Source organism: Chryseobacterium rhizosphaerae, from assembly GCF_003385455.1.
Lineage (GTDB): Bacteria > Bacteroidota > Bacteroidia > Flavobacteriales > Weeksellaceae > Chryseobacterium > Chryseobacterium rhizosphaerae.
Genome location: NZ_QNUF01000008.1, coordinates 157,180 through 176,721, shown reverse-complemented (window position 1 = coordinate 176,721; position 19,542 = coordinate 157,180). Strand labels below are relative to the sequence as shown.

The window sequence follows — 19,542 nt, the reverse complement described above, 5'->3', positions numbered from 1 at the left end:
TATTCCTGTAATTTTGTGTATATAAAATCAACAATATGGAATTAGGAATAGGAATGTTTGGTGACCTGGCTTTTGATCAGTCCACCGGAAAATATAGAGATGCAGGAACTAAGATTCGTGAAATTTTGGAACAGGTAAAATTGATGGATGAAGTAGGAATCGATGTCTTCGCCATGGGAGAACACCATCGTCCGGATTATGCTGTTTCTTCTCCTGAAATGGTATTGGCAGCTGCAGCAAGTATTACAAAAAATATAAAATTGGCAAGCGGGGTGACTGTGTTAAGTTCTTCAGAGCCGGTAAAGGTTTATGAAGATTTTTCAACCTTAGATCTTATTTCAGACGGAAGAGCAGAAATATTTGTAGGCCGTGGAAGCTTCATAGAATCATTCCCGTTATATGGTTATTCATTGAATGACTATGAGGAGCTTTTTGATGAAAAACTGGAGTTGTTATTAAAGATTAATTCAGAAGAAAATGTTACCTGGTCAGGAAAACTTCGGGCACCGATGCAAAATCAGACCGTGTATCCAAGGGCAAAAAATGATGGGAAACTTTCGATCTGGAGAGCCGTAGGAGGAACTCCTCAATCCGTATTGAGTGCTGCTCAATTGGGAATGCCTTTGGTGGTAGCTATTATCGGAGGAATGCCAATCCAGTTTAAAAATTTGATTGAGTTTTACAAGCAGGAATACCAGAAAGCAGGACATGATGTATCCAAAATGCAGATTGCTGTTCATTCCCATACTTTTGTGAGTGATGATCAAAATGTAGTAGACGAATATTTCCACACCTATAAATCTCAGATGGATAGGATAGGGGCCTCAAGAGGATGGGCTCCTTATACTAAAATGCAGTACGATGGGGGAAGAAACAAAGAAGGAGCCTTGTTCATTGGCAGTCCTTCCGAAGTAGCCGATAAAATTGCTTATATGAAAGAGATTTTTGGAATCACAAGGTTTATCGGACATATGGATATCGGAGATCCTGCTCATGAGCTGGTAATGAAATCTATTGAACTATTCGGGAAAGAAGTAAAACCATTGGTACAAAACCTGTAATTTAACCATAAAGTCACAAAAGTGTTTAAATACTTTTGTGACTTTTAACTATGTTGAAACTTCGATTTGTGGTTCTCAAATATAGGGTCAGACAATTTCAATGAGGCTTCCTCTTTCCTCATCTTTGATAATAGTGAGTGCTGTAGGAATCTTCTCTTTAAGTTCTTCTACGTGAGATATAATTCCCACAATCCTGTTCTCTTTCATCAGGTTGGTAAGAGTTTCAAACACAATATTTACCGATTCAGTATCCTGAGTTCCAAAACCTTCATCGATAAAAAAGAAATTTTTATCTGCCTGAGCGTTCGCCTGAACACTCTCCGCTAAAGCCAATGCAAGGCTTAATGAAACCTGGAATGCTTGTCCGCCTGAAAGTGTTTTTACACTTCTGCTTCTACCTTCGTTGAGATAATCTATGATCTCAAAATCATTATTTTCATTAAGCTGCAGACTCAGCTGATTTCTTGTCATCCGATGAAAACGCAGATTGGCATGATCACAAAGCTGTCTTAAATAAATAGAAGAGACATACTGTACAAAACCGGCTCCCTTGAACAGGTTGATCATGACTTTTAGATTTTCAGAACGTTTTTGAAGCTTTGTAAGTTTTTTCAGAAGTTCTTCTTTCTTTACATATTCTTTTTCCAGCCGCTCTATTTCAGCTGTCTTTGTTACCACAGAATCACTGATCTGTTTCTGCTCGGCCTGAGCCTCATTGAACAATTTTTCAGTCAGAGAGAACTGTTCATCGTTAAACGAAAGATCTTTAAGCTTTAATTCCAGCTCTTCAATAAATTTCTTTAAAGTTTCAAAATCAATTTTAAATTTCTGAATTTGATTTCTGTTGTGCTCAATATTGATTTCCAGCAGTAAAATATTTTCGACCTCTTTAAACTCAGTGAAATTTTGCTCTGCCAAGCCATGTGCAATACTGGCTTTATTTTCAGAAATTTCCTTTTCAAGTGCTGCCATTTGCTTTTCAGACTGATTGACAATGGTTTTTTGTTCAGCCAGTTTTGGAATCAGTATCTTTTCCTGCTGGATGGCTTTCTGATAATTTTCTTCCGTTTCTTTGTTGGATACAACTAACTTCTGATAGGCTTCTTCAACCTCATCCATCCTTTTGTGGGTATACAGGTTCCAATCAAGAATTTTAAGATGAGAACAGCTGACATTGACCTGTTCCTGTTTGCTGAGCTCCTTGTCCTTTAAATCGTTTAGCAGAACTTTATATTTCTCCAAAAGTTGTGTTGCCTTTTCCAGAGCTTCCCGCTCCAGGGCTATATTTCTGTCAGCTTCTTCAATTGTTTTTTCTAAGGCAAAAGAATCGGCCCGTTTTTTCTCAAATTCATCTTCCTGATCCGGAGAGAATGGTTTCCAATGGAATTGTTGGGTATGAACTTCAATATCCCTTTGAATCTGAAGCAATGCTTTCTGCTCGGAAAGAAGCTGTTCTTCAAAAATCTTTTTACGATCCAGGATTTTCTCAATTTCAGCTTCTATCCTTTGATTTTTCAGGACTTCCTGATCGATAGCAGTAATGCGGTCCTGAATTTCCTGAAGCTCAGTATTTACATCCTGAATTTCTACAATATGAGGATGCTCTTTAGAACCACAAAGAGGACAGTTTTCACCATCATGAAGTTCATTGGCAAAACGGGAAAGTTCTTTTTGGATCTTAAGATGATCCAGTTTTTGAGAAAGTTCCTTCTTCTTTATTTCTAATGCCTCTTTCCTGGATTTGAAATCTTCTTTAAAATTTTCATGATAGGCAAAAGGTTTTAACTCTTCCGTAATTTCCCCAATCTGCTTTTGATGTCTCTCAATCTTTTCAGCTTGCTCCTGCTGTGATTTTTTTAAATTTTTCCGGTGAATAAACCAATTGCCCACTTCAGAAAGCAGTGCCGAATCAAGTTTCTGATCCTTGAGGGCCTTAAGATGCTTGGAAAATTCATCAATCTTTTTTTGAATATTTTCCTGGCTCATGCCTGCTTCTTTTACTTTTTCAGCTCCATTTTGGGTCCTTTTATTCAGCTCTTCGATTTCTCTGGAGTAGGTGAAGAGCTGTATGATCAGACTAAGGTCATTTTCCTGTATCCGGGATTGTTCCAATGCCTGAAACTTAGGCTCCAGTACAATAAGCTGATCTTTTATAATATTAAAAGCTTTTTCGGTTTCCTGTAAAGTTTTATGCTGCAGCTCTTTTTCGTTTTGTTTGGCTGCCAATTCTTTGGAAAGCTTATTGCTCTCAGTGATCAATGGATTAAAAAGCCTGAAAACACGGTCATATAAATTGGTCTGTACTTCCAGAGCATCTATTTCAGGTTTCTGCTCAGAGAGCTCTGTGAATTTTACCGTATTCAGTTTTAAACTTTCAAAATCCGTTTTTAAGTTTTTTAGCTGCTGATATGTATGGGAGATTTTCTCAAATTTTTCATTTGATTCACCCAGTTTTTTTTGTTCTTCCGTTAAAATCCCTTTTTGAAGCTGAATATTCTCTTCATTGATTTCCTCAAAACCTTTTAGCTGACCTTCAAGCTGGTCCAGCTCAGACCTGTTTTTTACATTGAGTGAAGAAACATTGTTTTGAAGGTCAAATTTTTGAAGATTAAAAATCTCCTTCATCATATTGGTTCTGTCCGCAGCCCCTAATTCAAGGAATTCCTTAAACTGTCCCTGCGGAATAATAATGGTGCGTTTAAAATTGGCGTAGCTTAAACCAATGATAGTTTCTGCATTAGAATGATCTAATGGAATCCATTTGTTGTCAATATTCTCGTAAAAAGTGACAGAATAAGGCTTTACATCTTCAAATTTTTTAGAATTACGCCTGAAATCTCTTGTCGCACGAAACAGCTTATTCTCATAATTGATAAAATCAAATTCTATATAAGAACTGTTTGACTTTAAGTTCATCATATTATAAGCCCTTTTATCACGCATATTCAGACGCTCGGTTTCACCATATAAAGCAAATGAAATAGCTTCAAGAACCGATGATTTACCGGACCCTACAGCACCGAAAATCCCAAACAGCCCTGCATCAGTGAGATTTTTAAAGTCTATAGTCTGACGCTCCTGGTAAGAGTATAAACCTTCAAGTGTGAGTTGAATGGGAATCATAATTTAGGCATTTAAAATTTCGTTAAACAAATCCATAAGCTCTTCATTGGCTTCCTGTCCTCCATTTTTGGATTTAAAATAATCTTTGAACAATATTCCTATATCTTGATTTAAATTGATTTCATAGTGCTCTTTTCCGGTCATTTCACTGTTTTTGATTTTTGGAATAAGATGAACGATACCGGAATGAGACTGGTAGATCATCTTTCTTTCATCAGCTGTTAGGAAGGTTTCACTTTCCAAAGTCAGTTCAATAAAAGTATTCGGGTTTTCATTCAGCCACCGAACGGTATCTTCCACAGAGGTAAAAGATTTCCTTACCAATGTCCTTCCATTTTTCAGCGCCTTCTTTTCAAAAGAAATATTTTTTCCCGGAAACGCTTCCATAATGGAAACATATTTTGTTTGTCCTGCCTCACTAAAACTATAACATAAAGGGGAAGAAGAGTATACAACTGGTTTTTCTGATGTTCCTATATTCTGAAAACTATGCAAATGTCCTAAAGCCGTATATTGAATCTGCTCAGGAATGGCATCCGAATAGATCAGATCTGCATTGCCAATTTTAATGGGCTTTTCACCTTCTGGTTCCTCCAGAATTTCAGCACCTCTTTTATTCATATACAAATGAGCGGTCAGAAGGTTAATTCCCTGCTCATCACAAAATTCGTCAGCAAGATTTTTCCACATCTGTGAAAGCACTTTATTGATTTCTTCTTCTTTATTTTCACCAAAATATTCTTTTAAACGGATCTCATTGGCATAAGGTGTATGAAGAACTCTTACAGGAAAATTTATATTTTGAATAGCCAATTCGATAAAACCTTCTCTTGAATTCAGAATTTTAAAATGTTCGGTTTCAAAAGGAATAACTTCTGCTTTGGGATGGCCTATCAGAATAATTCCACATTCTCTGGCTAAAGGATCGGGAGCATCGATGAGGTTGGGAGAGTCATGGTTTCCGGAAATAGCAATCACAGGACGTTTACCATTTTGAGATAAACGTTTCAGGGTTTTATACAATAGCTCAGTAGCTTCTACTCCCGGATTAAAATTATCAAAAAGGTCACCCGCAACAATGACAAGATCAATGTTTTCTTCATCAGCAATGCCAATAATCTCTTCCATGACCAGAATTTGCTCTTCCAGACGGGAAAAGCGGTCCAGTCGTTTTCCTAAATGCCAGTCGGCGGTATGCAGAATTTTCATAAAAAGTTTATCATTGTTTAAAGGAAATATGAAATGGAATAATTCAAATTGATTGAACTAAAATCTGTATGTGAACTATTAAAATACAGAACAATATTTAAACCCCATTAGGTTTGGTAATGAACGGATTCTATAGATTATGATCGGTTTCTTTTGCCTGAAAATCTTCATGAATTTGTTTTAAACGTGCTTTCCTTTCTGCTTCAGCATTTTGTATTTTACGTTTTTTCTGATCAATTTTCTTTTTATTTTTTTTCCTGTTCGCTTCGTTATTTTTGCTCATATCTTTTTGTAACGAATAATTTTTTATGGGTAAGAAATAGCCTCATCAAAAATACTAAAGATTAAGAGTTTAAACAATTTTAGTCGGTAAGTCTGATAAAATATTTTAATTTTACTGCGTTATGGAAGAAAAATCAAAAGATCCTTTACACGGAAAAAGGCTTGATGCTATCCTTGAAGAACTGGTAGAATACTATCAGGGTTTTGAGGAATTGGGAAAACAAATCAATATAAAATGTTTTACGGATAATCCGAGTATCACTTCTTCACTGAAGTTTTTACGGAAGACTCCGTGGGCAAGAACAAAAGTTGAAAGTTTGTATCTCTTTATGCTGAGACAGAAAAAAAGAGACGAAACGAAGAGTGGAAAGTAGAAGCCAGGATATTGCTGTAAGATTCTCCTTTTAGCTCTTTTCCTCTAAGCAATCATTTCAAAAATAGTATATTTGTATTATTAATCGTGAATAAGATACACGAAAAAAAGGAAAAATATGACAATTGAAAACAACCATGTTGTAGCTGTAAGTTACATACTTCACACGATCGAAGAGGATGGAAGTAAGATTCTTGTAGAAGAAACAGCACCAGAAAATCCACTTACATTTTTGTATGGTGTGGGAATGATGATTCCAAAATTTGAAGAAAATATCCTTGGTTTGAAAGCTGGTGATAAAGCTGCTTTTACAATCCAGCCTGAAGATGCTTATGGTGAAAAACAACCGGATGCTATTGCTCAATTACCTATTGAGATGTTTAAAGAATCAGGAACTCCACCTGTAGGAGCTATTTTACCTCTATCTGATAATCAGGGAAATAATTTCCAGGCATTTGTAGTAGAAGTAACACCGGAAGTTGTAGTGGCTGATCTTAACCACCCAATGGCAGGTAAAATTTTAGATTTCCAGGTGGAAATTTTAAATACACGTCCGGCAACAGAAGAAGAATTGTCACATGGCCATGCTCATGGAATTGACGGAACTGAAGCTCACTAAAACATAATATAAATGTCCGATTTTTTCGGACATTTTTTTTGTCATACTCATATGATCAGTGATTATATTTTCTTCCGAAGATGAATATGATCATCATAAAATGCTTTGCAGATAATTCCCGTATCCGTTTTTCCTGAAGTTTTTGAAAAAGAGATTCTGGGTAAGAATTGGTATCGAGATAAAAAAATAAACCACAGAACTCAACTGTGGTTTATTTTTATTATAAGATTAAGAATGAATAAAATGGCTGGCCCATTCTCTCTCCACCGGGTGGCAAATCTCAGACTTGACGGGATGGTTTGCGCATTAATTACTCCACCTATTATCTTATCTATTCGGCGTCATATTCCGTAACGTCAATAAGCGTCAGGAACCACTTGGTATCTATTTTGGTCATGAAAAATCTCAATCCATTGATAGGAGCCTTTTCTTTAGTATTTTCAGCAAGTGTTACACAAACTACATTTTTAGGATCAGTATTAATTTTAAAAATTTCCTGATCCTTTATAGAATACTGTTCCAGGAATTTGTCTGCATAGTCATTGACCGCATTAGAGTTGAACTGAACAGATAAGCCTTCTTTTTTCCATTTTTTATTTCCCGAATCATAGGCAGGTGCTGCTTCAAACTGAATCGGAAATTGATTTTTAATGTTCCATGCCTTTTGAATGTACCCTAATGGCATACTGAAATTTACATCTTCATTTAAAACAAATCCCAGATCACCACTGCTTTTAAAAAGAACACCAACTCCATAAGTGGGATTGATATATTGGTTCATAAGGTCTCCGTTTTTAGTCTGAAAACCATTTAAAATATCCGTAACAGCTAAAGTAATCTGCTTTTTGTCATCAGCAGTCTGGGCATTGGAAAAGCTAAAGCTGCAAAGCAGAAATAGCAGAGTGTATATAATATTCTTTTTCATATCATGAATTTAAAAATTCACCAGAAACATAATACCAACGTTCATGCATTTTTTGGAACATGGAAAATTCATGGTGAATTTGTGGATGTCCATCCTCATCGGTATAGTAGGCTTTAAATTCTACCTGATTTAAAGCGGGTGTCCGGATAATTTCCAGTCGGGTCCATTGGTTGATTTCTCCCCATTCCTGAAGATCGCGGGTATTGTGGTATTTCCTTTTTCCGGGAAGAGTGGTTTCCATTAGATATTCACCATTCGGAATAGCGAATGCCGAAAATCGGGAACGCATCAATGCTTCTGCAGTGGGAGCATGTTTTTCTCCGGTATGATAAGGCTTACAGCATTCTTCATAGGTTTTTCCTGAGCAACAGGGACAATCCATATATCTGGTTTTAAATTTGAGCCACAAAAATAATAAATATCAATAGAAACAGGCTTAGTCCGTTAAAAAAGATGAATAAATAAGTGATTGTGCAAAACATAAAAAAAGACGCATTCCTAAAGAATACGTCTGATTGTTTTATTTAATAAACCCTCTGTTTCTTAATAAAGGTTTGATATCCGGATCATGTCCTGTGAAATCTCTGAATGCCTGGTTAAGATCTACAGAATTTCCTACAGAAAGAATATATTTTCTGAAGCGGTCACCATTTTCTCTGGTTAATCCGCCATTATTTTTAATCCATTCCCATGCATCATTATCTAATGTTTCAGACCATAAATAAGCATAATATCCTGCTGAGTAGCCACCGCCCCAAATGTGAGCGAAATAAGGAGTATGGTATCTTGGAGGAACGGTTGATAACGTAAATCCATGATTAGTTAAGGACTGTTTTTCAAAATCCAAAACAGGGATCAGCTGGCTGTCATTGGTTACAGAATGCCAGTCCATATCCAACGCCGCAGCAGAAACCAATTCTGTGGTCATATACCCCTGGTTGAAGGTAGAAGCTTTTTTAATCTTTTCTACCAAAGCCTGTGGAATAGGCTGTTTTGTTTCAAAATGAACGGCATAATTTTTTAAGACAACCGGATCTAATGCCCAGTGTTCGTTAATTTGTGAAGGGAACTCTACAAAATCTCTCGGTACATTGGTTCCTGAAAGAGAAGGATATTTCTGACTTGCAAACATCCCGTGGATAGAGTGACCAAATTCATGGAAAATAGTGGAAACATCATCATAGCTAATTAATGATGGTTTTCCAGGAGCTGGTTTCTGATAATTATAGCAGTTTACAATCACTGGTTTTGTTCCCATCAGATAAGACTGCTCTACAAAGTTGCTCATCCATGCCCCTCCATTTTTAGAATCTCTTGTATAGAAATCCAGATAGTAGATCGCAATAGATTTTCCATCATGATCAAAAACTTCATAAGTAACTACATCAGGATGATAAACAGGAAGGTCAGTTCTCTTTTTAAATGTCAGTCCATAGAATTTTTCAGCCGCAAAGAAAACTCCCTTTTCCAGAACTGTTGTGATTTCGAAATAAGGTTTTATTTCACTTTCATCAAGGTCAAATTTCGCTTTTCTTACCTGTTCTGCATAGAAAGTCCAGTCCCATGGTTCTACTTTGAAACCTCCTTTCTGCTGATCGATAAGATCCTGGATATCCTTGGCTTCCTGTCTGGCTGTTTCCACGGCAGGAGTGGCCACCTGATTCATCAGCTTGGTAGCTGCTTCCGGAGTTTTTGCCATCTGATCCTGAAGTTTCCATTCAGCGTAATTCTTTTTACCTAAAATCTGAGCTTTTTTAAGTCTGAGTTTAGCCAGTTTTTCAATGGTTTCTCTGGTATCGTTGGCATCACCCTTTTCTGCTCTTGTCCATGAAGCCTTAAACAGTTTTTCTCTGGTAGCTCTGTTTTTTAAGTTTTGTAGAAGAGGTTGCTGTGTAGTATTCTGTAAAGCCAAAAGGTATTTTCCGGGCTGGCCTGCAGTTTTGGCATCGGCTGCTGCTGCAGCAATTTCATCCGCAGAAAGTCCATCCAGTTCTTTTGCGTCAGAAAAGAAGACACCCCCTTGCTTTCTTGCTTCCAGCAATTTATTGGCATATTGAGTGGAAAGAGAAGCCAGCTCCTGATTGAATTGCTTTAATTTCTCTTTATCCGCTGCAGAAAGGTTAGCCCCTGCAATCTCAAAATTTTGTTTATAATATTGTACAAGTCTTTTACTTTCAGAATCCAGACCCTCTTCTTTGATGGATTTTATTCTTTTATAAAGATTTTCATTCAGGTACATTTTGTCGGAATGCGCAGCAAAGATAGGAGCATATTCCTCATCCAGGGCTTGTAGTGTAGGATTGGTATTGGCACTGGTAAGATTTGAAAAAACAATTTGTGCCCTTCTCAGGACTTCACCACTTTTTTCCAATGCTACAATAGTATTTTCGAAAGTAGCAGCAGCTGGATTATTTGCAATTTTTACAATTTCAGCTTCATGCTGTTTTAACCCAAAATCAAAAGCAGGTTTAAAATGTTCATTTTTAATTTTATCAAATTCCGGAGCTTCATATTGAAGTTTACTTTTCTTCATGAAAGGATTGGAAGATAAAGAGGGATCCGGTGCAGGAAGTTCCTGCTGAGTATCAGTTGGTTTCATTGTGGTACAAGATTGATTAAACGCCAAAGCAGAAATTAATAATACCGATGAAATATTCTTCATAAAATAGTTGTTATTAAAGTATAAAGATATTAAAAACTTGCATCATAGAATGTATTTTGCTTAAATGTATTTAGTGAAAAGACGGTATAGATATTTTCAAAGCTGACTTCACTTTTTACCTCACAGGAATGTTGGATATATTTTATCCATAAATGTCAGAAAAGCTTTTATTTTAAACACTTTAATTATTTTAAAATGATGTTATATAAAAAGTTGACACAAGAAGAAAATCAAAGATTTTCGAAAAAAAATGGTGTACTTATGTATGCTCTATGCATGCGACTTAAATACCACTCAAGTGTCTGATATTTTGTGTTTTTATTGAAGAGTTTAACAGCCTTTTTAAATAAAATAAAATTAAATAATTGGTAAAATAAACTTAGTCATTCATCATTTAGTGATGAGCAATAACAGGATTTTTGAAGAAGATGTAATATTTTTCATAATTTAGTTGTTGTTAAATAATACGATCAAAGTAATAATCTATAAAATAAATAAACATGAAAAAAAGGACTCTTTTTATTTTTTCTGCCTTAGTGGTATTGGCCTCATGTAATGAAAGACATGAGAAAAAAAACAGAGAAAAAGGTGATTGGGTAGATAAGGTGATCAATAAAGATAGCGGACCGGTACAGCAAAAGGAATTTAATGGTGATTTTGATGAAATTCAGGTTTCTCAGGCGATTGATGCTGAGGTAATAAAATCTGAAACAGAGAAAGTTGTTATTTCGGCTCCTCAAAGTATCATTAATGAGATTCTTGTGGACAATGAAGGAGGAAAGCTTCATATTCATTATAAGCCGGGGATCAGAGTGATGAATATCAATAAGGTGACTGCAAAAATTTATACCAAAGACTTTACAAAACTGATTGCAGGATCAGCCGCAAAAATAACGGTAAAGGATAAATTTACTCAGGAAAAAACAGATATTGAGATATCCAGTGCAGGAAGTGTTTCCGGGGATCTGGAAGCTAATGATTTTGAGATTACAGCAGGTAGCAGCAGTAATTTCAGTGGAAAAATCTGGGCTGTCAACCTTGATATAGAATCTTCATCAGGATCCAGTATTGAAATTTCAGGTAAGGCTAAACATGCGGATATCAATTCTTCTTCAGGAAGCAGCATATCGGCAAGAAGCGTTATTGCAGATAATGTAGAGGCTGAGGCTTCAAGTGGGGCAAGCGTTCAGATTAGTGCTGTTACGAGTGTAAAAGCAAGTGCTTCATCAGGTGGAAGTGTAGATATTACTAAAAAAGGAGAACTTAAAAATGTTACTAAAGAAGAAAGTAGTGGCGGAAGTGTAAATATTCAATAAATTAATCCTGGGATTCTTCCTCATCTTCTTCATCAGCAGATGAGGATCCTTCCCAATTTTTATTATCAAAATTAAGATTATCATAAGCTAATAATTCCTCCTCTCGCTGGAGGATTTCTTTTGTCGTAAATAATGCTATATCGTCATCATCCTTTGCCCTTGCCAGTTTTCTTATAGAAGCCTTATCAATAGCCATAAATCTTTGGCCAAGACGTCTGGCGGCATATTTTCTCATCCCTGCTTCATGAAGTACATCTACAGCCATATCTACCGCGGTACCTAATGTTTCCCGATAAATATGATTGATTCCGTTATTCAGGTAATTATAAGCATCAATTCTGTTTTTTGCTCTTACAAAAATCTTCACCCCCGGATAATGTTCACGGACAAGTTCGGCAATGAATTTATTGTCATCGGGATCATCCAGACATAAGATCAGAATTTCGGCGTCTTCAATACCTGCTGCCCTTAAAATTGGGATTCTGGTAGCATCACCGTAATATACTTTAAAACCATAGCTTCTCAGCAGCTTTACACGGTCTGAATCTCTGTCCAGAACTGTTGCTGACATTTTGTTTGCCTTTAAAAGACGTCCTACGGTACTTCCAAAATGTCCGAAACCTACAATAATAATTTTCTTTTGACTCACATCACTGTCCAGAATATTGAAATCATGTTCCTCCTCAGGAATTTCTTTAATGAATTTTGGGGTAATAAACTTATCATTTACAATAAGAAGGATAGGAGTGATGCACATGGTAATTGCTGTAACAGCCATTAATTGTGCATTCAGTTCGGGGCTCAACAGATAAAGGTCCGAAGCATAATTGATCAGGACAAAGGCAAATTCTCCCACCTGGGAAAGCGCAAATGCGTAGAAAAGGCTTTGTGGAGTATCTATCCTGAAAAACTTCCCGATAGCGTATAAGACAATAAATTTTACCGTTACCACTGCAAAAACGGTACTAAATATAAATAAAGGATCCTGCTGGATAATATTAAAATTGATGGTAGAGCCTACGCTCACAAAAAATACAGCCAATAAAAGACCTTTAAAAGGATTGATCTGTGCTTCAAGCTCATGACGGAATTCACTGTTGGCCAGCATTACTCCGGCAAGAAAGGCACCCAATGCGGGAGAAAGACCAATAACGATCATCAGCTCAGAAACACCAATCACTAAAAATAGGGAAGAGGCAGTTAAGAGTTCTGTCATTCCTGATTTTGAAACATAGCGTAAAAAAGGAACAAATACATACCTTCCTAATAAAATCAACAGAGCTACCCCTATAATTACTGTTCCGGCCTGAAGCCACTCCGGAAGTTTTTGAATCAGAATCTGAATTTCATTATCATGATGTTTAGCTTTGTAGTTGGCAATGATGGGAAGTATAGCCAGAATAGGAATTACTGAAATATCCTGAAATAGCAACGTAGAGAATGAAGCTTCTCCTGCTGTTGTTTTAAAACTGTTTTTTTCCTGTAAAGTCTGCAGTACAATTGCTGTAGAAGAAAGAGCAAAACACATGGCCACGGCCACGGCCTTATCTACTCTCCAACCCACACTGATGAATATCACAAAAAGTAAAGAAATCGTAAGGACCATTTGCGTGAGGCCCAGGCCCATGATTTTCTTACGCATATCCCAAAATTTTCGCGGTTCCAGCTCAAGTCCTACCAGAAATAAGAGCATGATCACCCCAAACTCACTGGCGTGCATAATATCGTTTACATTATTTCCTGTAAGCCTGAGAACATAAGGACCAATGATGATCCCCCCTAAAATATAACCGATCACAGAACTTAGGCCAAATTTTCGGGCCAGTGGAACCATGATAATAGCTACACCTAGGAAAAGTAATGTGTTCATTGCTAAACTGGATTCCATATTCTATTGGTTGAGAAGTTCTGTAAATTCTTTTTTATGTAAAATGATTTCTTTTTTTGAAAGCTTATTGGCTTCGTAAACAATCTTAATATGTTTGATATCTGCTTTGAAAACCTTTAAAGAAACGATCAGTCCGCTGATCAGTTCATCAACGGTGTATTCATACGTTCCTGTTTTGCTGAAAGATCTTTCCTTTCCTCCGGTAGTGATCAGGATATAAACTTCTTTATTTTCTAAAGGATTATTTTTTCCTGGCTGAAGCCAATCTCTATCGAAAACTTCATCGATCCACAATCTTAATAATGGAGGCATTCCAAACCATATCAGTGGGAACTGGAAGACAAAGCGGTCATAATTGGCAAGACGTTTTCTCTCTCTGAAGGCGGCGATATGAAAATCGGGATATTCTTCATAAAGATCTCGTAAGGTATAATGCTGGTGGCGAACGTAGAAATTGATGAGCTCTACATTCGAATTAGAGTGCTCCAGATAAGGGTGAGCAAATACTACCAGCGTCTTCTTCATAATCCTGTTTTCAGTAAATATAGTAAAAAAATAATGAATAAAAGGTAGGTTTTGGTTTGATTTATTAATTTTTTAATATGGAAAAGGCAATTTACTATTGAGAAAAAGCAAAAAAACAATAGTATTTTGAGTTTTTAAATAAAAAAATCAGGCCATACTGGCCTGATCTGTTTCTATGTATTGTTTCTGTGTTAAAGGATTACCATCCGCCGGATGCACCGCCGCCTCCAAAACTTCCGCCACCGCCGAAGCCTCCAAAGCCGCCGCCACCACCGCCGGAACTTCCACCACCGAAGCCTCCGCCACCAAAACTTCCAGGGAATGGGAAGAATCCACCAGGATAGTTTCTGCGTCCTCTTCTTGTGATAATGACATCATCATCGTCATCGTTGTTCCCTCTGCCGGGACCACCACCTCTGTTGCCAAAAAGAATGGCTATAATGATGAAAATGACAAAAGCAATGAGCAGTACTTTAAATGCGCTTCCATTACCGGAAGGGGCTGTGGTTTCTTCAGGTTTAAATTTCCCCTGAACAGCTTCCATAATGGCTGAGGTACCGCGATTGATACCCTCATACCAAAGTCCTTTCCGGAAATTAGGGGTCACAATATAATCCAGAATCTGTCCTGCTACCGAAGCTGTGAGATATTGCTCTACAGCTCTTCCCTGCTGGATAGACATTGTTCTGTCTTCTGTAGCAACCAGGAAAACAACTCCATTATCTACTCCTTTTTTTCCGATCTTCCATTTCTGACCAAACATGGTGGCCAGAAAGTTCACATCTTCTCCTTTCGTAGACTTGATGATTACGACTTCAATTTCCGTTGAGGTTGAATCTGCAAATTTGATCAGCTTATTATTAAGCTCATCCTTTTCCTGCTGAGAAAGCAGTCCGGCTTCATCAAAAACCGGATATAGCACTGCCGGCTTTTCAGGAACAGTATATTGTGCTGATACAAAACTGTACAAGCAGATCAATAAAAATGAAAATACTATTTTAAGAGAACGTAATTTCATTCGGGAGTTGGTTTGGGTTTTCTCCTTTCACAGGAAAATATTTTTTGAGTTCAAGACCTGTTTCCAGGATGGCACTTTTTAGTGCCTGGTGATAATTTCCTTTGGCAAATTCAGAGGTCACATAGTCATGCAAATGATCCCAGTAAGATTGCTGTACTTTTTCATGTATCCCGATATCTCCAATGATGGTCAGATATTTTTGTTCGAAATTAATATGAAAAAGCACGGCGTTTCTATCCGCTGTTTTATCCATACAAAGCTCTTTGAATACTTCAAATGCAGTTTTTGCATTTCGTTCTTCCGTATTGGAATCGATATGCACCCTGATCTCGCCTGTAGAATGATCTTCCGCTGACTGAATCGCTTCCACAAGGGAAGCGATCTGTTGATTTGTAAGGAAATTACTCATTATTTGAATACCTCAGGTGCCTTTTGAGCTCCTGCTTCAGCTTTGAAATAAGGTTTTTCTTTAAAGTTGGTAAAATTCGCCAAAATATTATTGGGGAAAGTTTTGATGGAGGTATTGTAATCCTGCGCAGCCTCATTGTAATATACAGTTTCTGTTCTGATACTGTTCTCAATAGCGGTATATTCTCTTTGGAAGTTGATATACTGCTGGTCTGCTTTTAGATTTGGATAAGACTCCACAACGGCCATCAATCGGCTTAAAGCTCCGGACAATTCTCCTTGTGCAGCCTGGAATTTAGCAATGTCAGCATCTGTCATATTCGTAGGGTCAACATTAATAGAAGTTGCTTTGGAACGTGCCTCAACCACTTGTGTTAAAGTTTCCTGTTCAAATTTTGAATAAGACTTAACTGTTCTTTCCAGGTTCGGGATAAGATTGGCTCTTTTCTGATATACGGTCTCTATATTAGACCATTTTGTGTTCACAGTCTGTTCTTTGGTCACGAAGTTATTATATCCGCTTTTTCCCCAAAAGAATAGAATTGCAACAATAACAAGGAGGGCAATACCAATTGTTCCGGCGCCCAGACATCCTTTATTTTTCATAGTTTATTTTTTTTTAATTTTTTGTGCTAATCAAATATACAAATTATGTGCTAATTTTGTAGAAAATTATTTGAATGACAACAATAGTGGTGGCAATGGGAGAGAAAAATGAAATTGGTTTTGAAAACCAGTTACTTTGGCATCTTCCCAAAGATTTAAAACATTTTAAAGATCTTACTTCGGGGCATCCGATTATTATGGGGAGAAAAACGTATGAAAGTATCGGGAAGCCTCTTCCTAACCGTACCAACATTGTTGTTTCAAGAAAGAAAGATTGGTTTGAAGAAGGAATTCTTATTGTAGGCAGCCTTAAAGAAGCGGTGAAGTTTGCAAAAAAAATAGATGAAGAAGTTTTTATTATTGGTGGTGGCAATATCTATGAGCAGACGATGGATGTGGTAGATAAACTTGAGGTAACCTTAGTAAAAGCTGATCTGAAGGCTGATACATTTTTCCCAAAAATTGATGGGAAGATCTGGAAAAAGACCAATGAAATCTGTCATGAGAAAGATGAGAAAAACGCTTATGATTTCTGCTTCCAGACGTTTGAAAAAATAAAGACTGAAGAGAAGGGGTAAACATCAATAGTCAGTTTTTGCTCTGCAAATGAATAGTGAATGTCTTTAGCTTACATAAAAATAGACAGACTAAGCATATTGACAATTCATAATTGACTTTTTTGGACTGTAAACCTTAAACTCTAAACCTTAAATTTATTATCTTTGCACTTCTAAAATTTAATAATGAATAAATACATAAAAATTGTAATAGCAGCTCTTCTTATCCTTACGGGAGTTTATATGATGTTTTTTACAAGAAATCTGGGCTGGGGGATTGTTGTTTTTCTTCTTGCAGCATTTCCGATCCTTCTTTTCTTTAAAAATGAATATATCCTTTTGGCTTTCTGGCAACTGAGAAAGCAGAATATGGAAAAAGCTGCAGAATGGCTAACTAAGATTACCAACTATCAGTCACAGCTTCACAAAACCCAATATGGATATTTCCACTATTTACTGGGATTAACGCAAGCTCAGGATCATCCTACCAAAGTAGAACCTTTGATGAAAAAAGCATTGGAGTATGGTTTAAATATGAAGCATGACAGAGCTATGGCTACTTTAAATCTTGCTGCATCGGCTATCTCTAAAGGAAGAAAGCAGGAAGGTCAGAAATTGTTGGAAGAAGCAAAAAGATTAGATACGGCAGGAATGATGACAGATCAGATCAAAATGATGAAAGATCAGTTGAAAATGCCTACGATGCAAAAGCATATGCATAATCCTAATATGAGACAAAGAGGGAAGTTCTACTAATTGATTTTCTCTTATACATTATAGACAAGGTCCTGATTTTTTCAGGACTTTCTTTTTGTACTTATAACAAGTGGAGGTCAAGTTTCTTACCTGAAAAAGGATTTGTAGGATAAATATTTTCTTTTACAAAGAGTAAAGGATCCCGTTTTTTGAATTTGTCCCGGAGACCATCGTCGTAAAAGTTATGTTTCCAATTTTTGTAGTGAACAGAACCCTATAGAAAATTACATTTCCGAATTATGGTCATAGCCATAAAACTTAGGCATCTGCCAGTGATATTTTACGGCAAAGGTTCTGATGGCAACGATCAGTAAAATAGTAAAGATCTGTATAAAAGTATAGGATAGCGGAGTATATTTTGTCATCAGTAAAAATGCTGCCCCTCCTACAATACAGGCGGTTGCATAGATCTCTTTTCTGAAAATTAAAGGAATTCTGTTCAGTAAGATATCCCGGATAATCCCACCAAAACAGCCGGTAATGGTTCCCAGTCCGATACAGATCAAAGGATGAATCCCTACGTTTAGCCCTTTTTGAATCCCAATAATGGTAAATAACCCCAATCCGAAACTATCAAAGATAAACAGGGTTACTTTAAAATTCTTTTCAAGAGATTTGAAGACCATTGAAAATATGCTGGTAATGAGGATCAATGCACACATGAGAAGATCATGCATCCAGAATACAGGAATGTCCAGCAGGAGATCCCTCACCGTTCCTCCACCTACAGAAGTAACAAAGGCAATAATAAGTACTCCAAACGGATCAAGCCGTTTTTGCATCGCTGCAAAACTTCCTGACATGGAAAAGGCAATGGTTCCAAGTACTTCTATGGCGAAATTGAACTGTTCGTGCATATAGTTATAAGTGATAAATAATAAGTAATGAGCAATGAGTAATAAAAATTATGCCATTTAAATTCGTGATAGTTTGAACTTATATTTGGTCATGACTTTTACTAATTCTTCACATTCTGTTTTTAAATATAGAATTTTTTCAGGATTTACATATTCTAATTCTTCAATGATCTCAAGCCAAAGCTGAGTTTCATCAATTTCTTTAACAACAATACATATTTTAGCAAATTTTTCTTTTTCAGATCTTGCTCTTGAAACAGCTCTGTAATTTGCTGCTACAGAAGTAGCTGATCGGATGATCTGTTTCCTTATTATTGAAAGGTCCATCAGAATAGGGTAATGAAGAAAGTGTTCTAATGATAGCAATAGAAAAGTTTTTAAAATCCATACTATCAAAATTACTTATTACTCATTGCCAGTTACCTATGTTTTATCTCTTCACTCTCACGGAATCGGGAACCATCAGTTCGTATTCTCCTCCGTGGGTGATGATTTCTCTTACAATGCTACTGCTGATAAAAGATTTACCGGATGAAGTTAATAAAAATACGGTTTCCAGTTTTTTGTGAGCTAATGTCCTGTTGGTATGAGCGATTGCTTTTTCAAATTCAAAATCAGCAGGATTTCTTAAACCTCTTAGAATGTACTGGGCATTTTTTTCAAAACAGTAATCTACTGTTAATCCTTCAAATGAATCTACTTCTACATTGGGGAATTCTGCCACAGAGTTTTGAATAAATTCCATCCTTTTTTCAAGAGGAAACATATATTTCTTCTGAGAATTCTGCCCAATGGCAATAATTAACTTATCAAATAGCGGTGCCGCTCTTTCTATAATATCGTAATGTCCCAAAGTAATAGGATCAAAAGATCCTGGGAAAACAGCAATTTTCATATCCTAGTTGTTTTCGTTTGATTTTTCGTAGAACAGCCTTAGGTTTTCAAGATTTAGGCTGCAGTTGTTATTTATAACCTGATTGGAAGATAGATTTAAAATCAAATCATTTCTTCCTATAACTTTTGAATTTGTATAAATTTTATCAATTGGATGAAATGTAATCTTACTTTCAAAATTTCCGTCCGCATTTTTTCTTATTATACCTGAAAACAATACTTTATGGTCTAAAGAGCTAATTTCAAAATAGTTGGGAACTGTTTCATTATCAATAATTACATTTTGCTTTTTGACATAGCTGAAACACTTTTGGTCATCCAGATAGATTGCTTCATTAGCAAAATTGATATGCTTCGGCTCAAGCTGATTTTTTGGCAAATGCAGTTTAAGCGGAGTAAAATCTTTTTGAGCTGATGCCAAAGAAGAAATAAATATTGAAATGGTAAGAAGTCTGATCATTGC

The 19,542-nt window shown here is 36.4% G+C and carries 21 protein-coding genes; 6 read left to right on the top strand and 15 right to left on the bottom strand.

Annotation, left to right across the window (positions count from 1 at the left end; all coding sequences use genetic code 11):
- Window positions 1–35 precede the first annotated feature (35 nt).
- Entirely contained in the window at window positions 36–1,061 is a 1,026-nt protein-coding gene (locus DRF57_RS09565) for an LLM class flavin-dependent oxidoreductase (protein ID WP_115918185.1), read from the top strand.
- An 87-nt stretch (window positions 1,062–1,148) separates the two neighbouring features.
- Here the strand turns inward: DRF57_RS09565 and DRF57_RS09560 are convergent, their stop codons facing one another.
- From DRF57_RS09560 to DRF57_RS23900, 3 genes are all read right to left on the bottom strand, one after another.
- The gene (locus DRF57_RS09560; protein WP_115918183.1) at window positions 1,149–4,184 is read right to left on the bottom strand and encodes an AAA family ATPase; all 3,036 of its coding nucleotides are present in this window, start codon (window positions 4,182–4,184) and stop codon (window positions 1,149–1,151) included.
- A gap of 3 nt (window positions 4,185–4,187) precedes the next feature.
- Window positions 4,188–5,393: a metallophosphoesterase family protein gene (locus DRF57_RS09555; protein WP_115918181.1), complete on the bottom strand. Its 1,206-nt coding sequence runs from the start codon at window positions 5,391–5,393 to the stop codon at window positions 4,188–4,190.
- A 130-nt stretch (window positions 5,394–5,523) separates the two neighbouring features.
- Window positions 5,524–5,676, bottom strand: a complete 153-nt coding sequence (locus DRF57_RS23900) for a hypothetical protein (RefSeq protein ID WP_167449358.1) — start codon at window positions 5,674–5,676, stop codon at window positions 5,524–5,526.
- 121 nt (window positions 5,677–5,797) lie between these two features.
- Here DRF57_RS23900 and DRF57_RS09550 point away from each other — a divergent pair, with 121 nt between their 5' ends.
- Both DRF57_RS09550 and DRF57_RS09545 read left to right on the top strand, forming a co-directional pair.
- On the top strand, window positions 5,798–6,049 hold the full coding sequence (locus tag DRF57_RS09550) for a VF530 family protein (RefSeq protein ID WP_047493085.1): 252 nt from the start codon (window positions 5,798–5,800) through the stop codon (window positions 6,047–6,049).
- Window positions 6,050–6,166: 117 nt separating this feature from the next.
- Window positions 6,167–6,667: an FKBP-type peptidyl-prolyl cis-trans isomerase gene (locus DRF57_RS09545; RefSeq protein WP_115918179.1), complete on the top strand. Its 501-nt coding sequence runs from the start codon at window positions 6,167–6,169 to the stop codon at window positions 6,665–6,667.
- Between the two features lie 331 nt (window positions 6,668–6,998).
- Here the strand turns inward: DRF57_RS09545 and DRF57_RS09540 are convergent, their stop codons facing one another.
- The 3 genes from DRF57_RS09540 to DRF57_RS09530 all read right to left on the bottom strand — a co-directional run bounded on the left by DRF57_RS09540 (window position 6,999) and on the right by DRF57_RS09530 (window position 10,254).
- The gene (locus DRF57_RS09540) at window positions 6,999–7,592 is read right to left on the bottom strand and encodes a hypothetical protein (RefSeq protein ID WP_084086837.1); all 594 of its coding nucleotides are present in this window, start codon (window positions 7,590–7,592) and stop codon (window positions 6,999–7,001) included.
- Between the two features lies 1 nt (window position 7,593).
- On the bottom strand, window positions 7,594–7,974 hold the full coding sequence (locus tag DRF57_RS09535; protein ID WP_047493094.1) for a YchJ family protein: 381 nt from the start codon (window positions 7,972–7,974) through the stop codon (window positions 7,594–7,596).
- Between the two features lie 138 nt (window positions 7,975–8,112).
- A complete protein-coding gene (locus tag DRF57_RS09530; RefSeq protein ID WP_047493096.1) occupies window positions 8,113–10,254 on the bottom strand; it encodes a M3 family metallopeptidase in 2,142 nt (713 codons plus the stop codon).
- 500 nt (window positions 10,255–10,754) lie between these two features.
- Here DRF57_RS09530 and DRF57_RS09525 point away from each other — a divergent pair, with 500 nt between their 5' ends.
- Window positions 10,755–11,570, top strand: coding sequence for a GIN domain-containing protein (locus tag DRF57_RS09525; RefSeq protein WP_047493099.1), 816 nt, complete (start codon window positions 10,755–10,757; stop codon window positions 11,568–11,570).
- A gap of 1 nt (window position 11,571) precedes the next feature.
- On the opposite strand, the gene DRF57_RS09520 is transcribed toward DRF57_RS09525, so the two are convergent.
- The 5 genes from DRF57_RS09520 to DRF57_RS09500 form a co-directional block, all read right to left on the bottom strand.
- Entirely contained in the window at window positions 11,572–13,458 is a 1,887-nt protein-coding gene (locus tag DRF57_RS09520; RefSeq protein WP_084086835.1) for a monovalent cation:proton antiporter-2 (CPA2) family protein, read from the bottom strand.
- A gap of 3 nt (window positions 13,459–13,461) precedes the next feature.
- A complete protein-coding gene (locus DRF57_RS09515; RefSeq protein ID WP_047493104.1) occupies window positions 13,462–13,983 on the bottom strand; it encodes an NAD(P)H-dependent oxidoreductase in 522 nt (173 codons plus the stop codon).
- Window positions 13,984–14,182: 199 nt separating this feature from the next.
- Entirely contained in the window at window positions 14,183–15,001 is an 819-nt protein-coding gene (locus DRF57_RS09510) for a TPM domain-containing protein (RefSeq protein ID WP_047493107.1), read from the bottom strand.
- Window positions 14,982–15,410 carry a TPM domain-containing protein gene (locus DRF57_RS09505; RefSeq protein WP_174772371.1) on the bottom strand — a complete coding sequence of 143 codons (429 nt, stop codon included), beginning with the start codon at window positions 15,408–15,410 and terminating at the stop codon, window positions 14,982–14,984. Before DRF57_RS09505 ends, DRF57_RS09510 begins: the two co-directional genes overlap by 20 nt.
- A complete protein-coding gene (locus DRF57_RS09500) occupies window positions 15,410–16,015 on the bottom strand; it encodes a LemA family protein (protein ID WP_047493113.1) in 606 nt (201 codons plus the stop codon). Before DRF57_RS09500 ends, DRF57_RS09505 begins: the two co-directional genes overlap by 1 nt.
- 74 nt (window positions 16,016–16,089) lie before the next feature.
- Here DRF57_RS09500 and DRF57_RS09495 point away from each other — a divergent pair, with 74 nt between their 5' ends.
- Both DRF57_RS09495 and DRF57_RS09490 read left to right on the top strand, forming a co-directional pair.
- Window positions 16,090–16,593, top strand: a complete 504-nt coding sequence (locus DRF57_RS09495) for a dihydrofolate reductase (protein ID WP_047493116.1) — start codon at window positions 16,090–16,092, stop codon at window positions 16,591–16,593.
- Window positions 16,594–16,758: 165 nt separating this feature from the next.
- Window positions 16,759–17,328 (top strand): tetratricopeptide repeat protein, encoded by a 570-nt coding sequence (locus DRF57_RS09490; protein WP_047493121.1) that lies wholly within the window; start codon window positions 16,759–16,761, stop codon window positions 17,326–17,328.
- Between the two features lie 224 nt (window positions 17,329–17,552).
- Here DRF57_RS09490 and DRF57_RS09485 read toward each other — a convergent pair whose 3' ends face one another.
- The 4 genes from DRF57_RS09485 to DRF57_RS09470 form a co-directional block, all read right to left on the bottom strand.
- A complete protein-coding gene (locus tag DRF57_RS09485; RefSeq protein WP_047493124.1) occupies window positions 17,553–18,185 on the bottom strand; it encodes a trimeric intracellular cation channel family protein in 633 nt (210 codons plus the stop codon).
- A gap of 57 nt (window positions 18,186–18,242) precedes the next feature.
- Window positions 18,243–18,512, bottom strand: coding sequence for a four helix bundle protein (locus DRF57_RS09480; RefSeq protein ID WP_228450357.1), 270 nt, complete (start codon window positions 18,510–18,512; stop codon window positions 18,243–18,245).
- A 103-nt stretch (window positions 18,513–18,615) separates the two neighbouring features.
- A complete protein-coding gene (coaD, locus tag DRF57_RS09475) occupies window positions 18,616–19,080 on the bottom strand; it encodes a pantetheine-phosphate adenylyltransferase (RefSeq protein WP_047493126.1) in 465 nt (154 codons plus the stop codon).
- 3 nt (window positions 19,081–19,083) lie between these two features.
- Complete coding sequence (locus DRF57_RS09470; RefSeq protein ID WP_084086833.1) at window positions 19,084–19,539, bottom strand: hypothetical protein; 456 nt, start codon at window positions 19,537–19,539, stop codon at window positions 19,084–19,086.
- Between the last annotated feature and the right edge of the window lie 3 nt (window positions 19,540–19,542).

Coding starts and splice junctions, on each gene's coding strand:
- DRF57_RS09565 (WP_115918185.1), top strand. CDS start 36: ATGGAATTAGGAATAGGAATGTTTGGTGACCTGGCTTTTGATCAGTCC.
- DRF57_RS09560 (WP_115918183.1), bottom strand. CDS start 4,184: ATGATTCCCATTCAACTCACACTTGAAGGTTTATACTCTTACCAGGAG.
- DRF57_RS09555 (WP_115918181.1), bottom strand. CDS start 5,393: ATGAAAATTCTGCATACCGCCGACTGGCATTTAGGAAAACGACTGGAC.
- DRF57_RS23900 (WP_167449358.1), bottom strand. CDS start 5,676: ATGAGCAAAAATAACGAAGCGAACAGGAAAAAAAATAAAAAGAAAATT.
- DRF57_RS09550 (WP_047493085.1), top strand. CDS start 5,798: ATGGAAGAAAAATCAAAAGATCCTTTACACGGAAAAAGGCTTGATGCT.
- DRF57_RS09545 (WP_115918179.1), top strand. CDS start 6,167: ATGACAATTGAAAACAACCATGTTGTAGCTGTAAGTTACATACTTCAC.
- DRF57_RS09540 (WP_084086837.1), bottom strand. CDS start 7,592: ATGAAAAAGAATATTATATACACTCTGCTATTTCTGCTTTGCAGCTTT.
- DRF57_RS09535 (WP_047493094.1), bottom strand. CDS start 7,974: ATGGATTGTCCCTGTTGCTCAGGAAAAACCTATGAAGAATGCTGTAAG.
- DRF57_RS09530 (WP_047493096.1), bottom strand. CDS start 10,254: ATGAAGAATATTTCATCGGTATTATTAATTTCTGCTTTGGCGTTTAAT.
- DRF57_RS09525 (WP_047493099.1), top strand. CDS start 10,755: ATGAAAAAAAGGACTCTTTTTATTTTTTCTGCCTTAGTGGTATTGGCC.
- DRF57_RS09520 (WP_084086835.1), bottom strand. CDS start 13,458: ATGGAATCCAGTTTAGCAATGAACACATTACTTTTCCTAGGTGTAGCT.
- DRF57_RS09515 (WP_047493104.1), bottom strand. CDS start 13,983: ATGAAGAAGACGCTGGTAGTATTTGCTCACCCTTATCTGGAGCACTCT.
- DRF57_RS09510 (WP_047493107.1), bottom strand. CDS start 15,001: ATGAAATTACGTTCTCTTAAAATAGTATTTTCATTTTTATTGATCTGC.
- DRF57_RS09505 (WP_174772371.1), bottom strand. CDS start 15,410: ATGAGTAATTTCCTTACAAATCAACAGATCGCTTCCCTTGTGGAAGCG.
- DRF57_RS09500 (WP_047493113.1), bottom strand. CDS start 16,015: ATGAAAAATAAAGGATGTCTGGGCGCCGGAACAATTGGTATTGCCCTC.
- DRF57_RS09495 (WP_047493116.1), top strand. CDS start 16,090: ATGACAACAATAGTGGTGGCAATGGGAGAGAAAAATGAAATTGGTTTT.
- DRF57_RS09490 (WP_047493121.1), top strand. CDS start 16,759: ATGAATAAATACATAAAAATTGTAATAGCAGCTCTTCTTATCCTTACG.
- DRF57_RS09485 (WP_047493124.1), bottom strand. CDS start 18,185: ATGCACGAACAGTTCAATTTCGCCATAGAAGTACTTGGAACCATTGCC.
- DRF57_RS09480 (WP_228450357.1), bottom strand. CDS start 18,512: ATGGACCTTTCAATAATAAGGAAACAGATCATCCGATCAGCTACTTCT.
- coaD (WP_047493126.1), bottom strand. CDS start 19,080: ATGAAAATTGCTGTTTTCCCAGGATCTTTTGATCCTATTACTTTGGGA.
- DRF57_RS09470 (WP_084086833.1), bottom strand. CDS start 19,539: ATGATCAGACTTCTTACCATTTCAATATTTATTTCTTCTTTGGCATCA.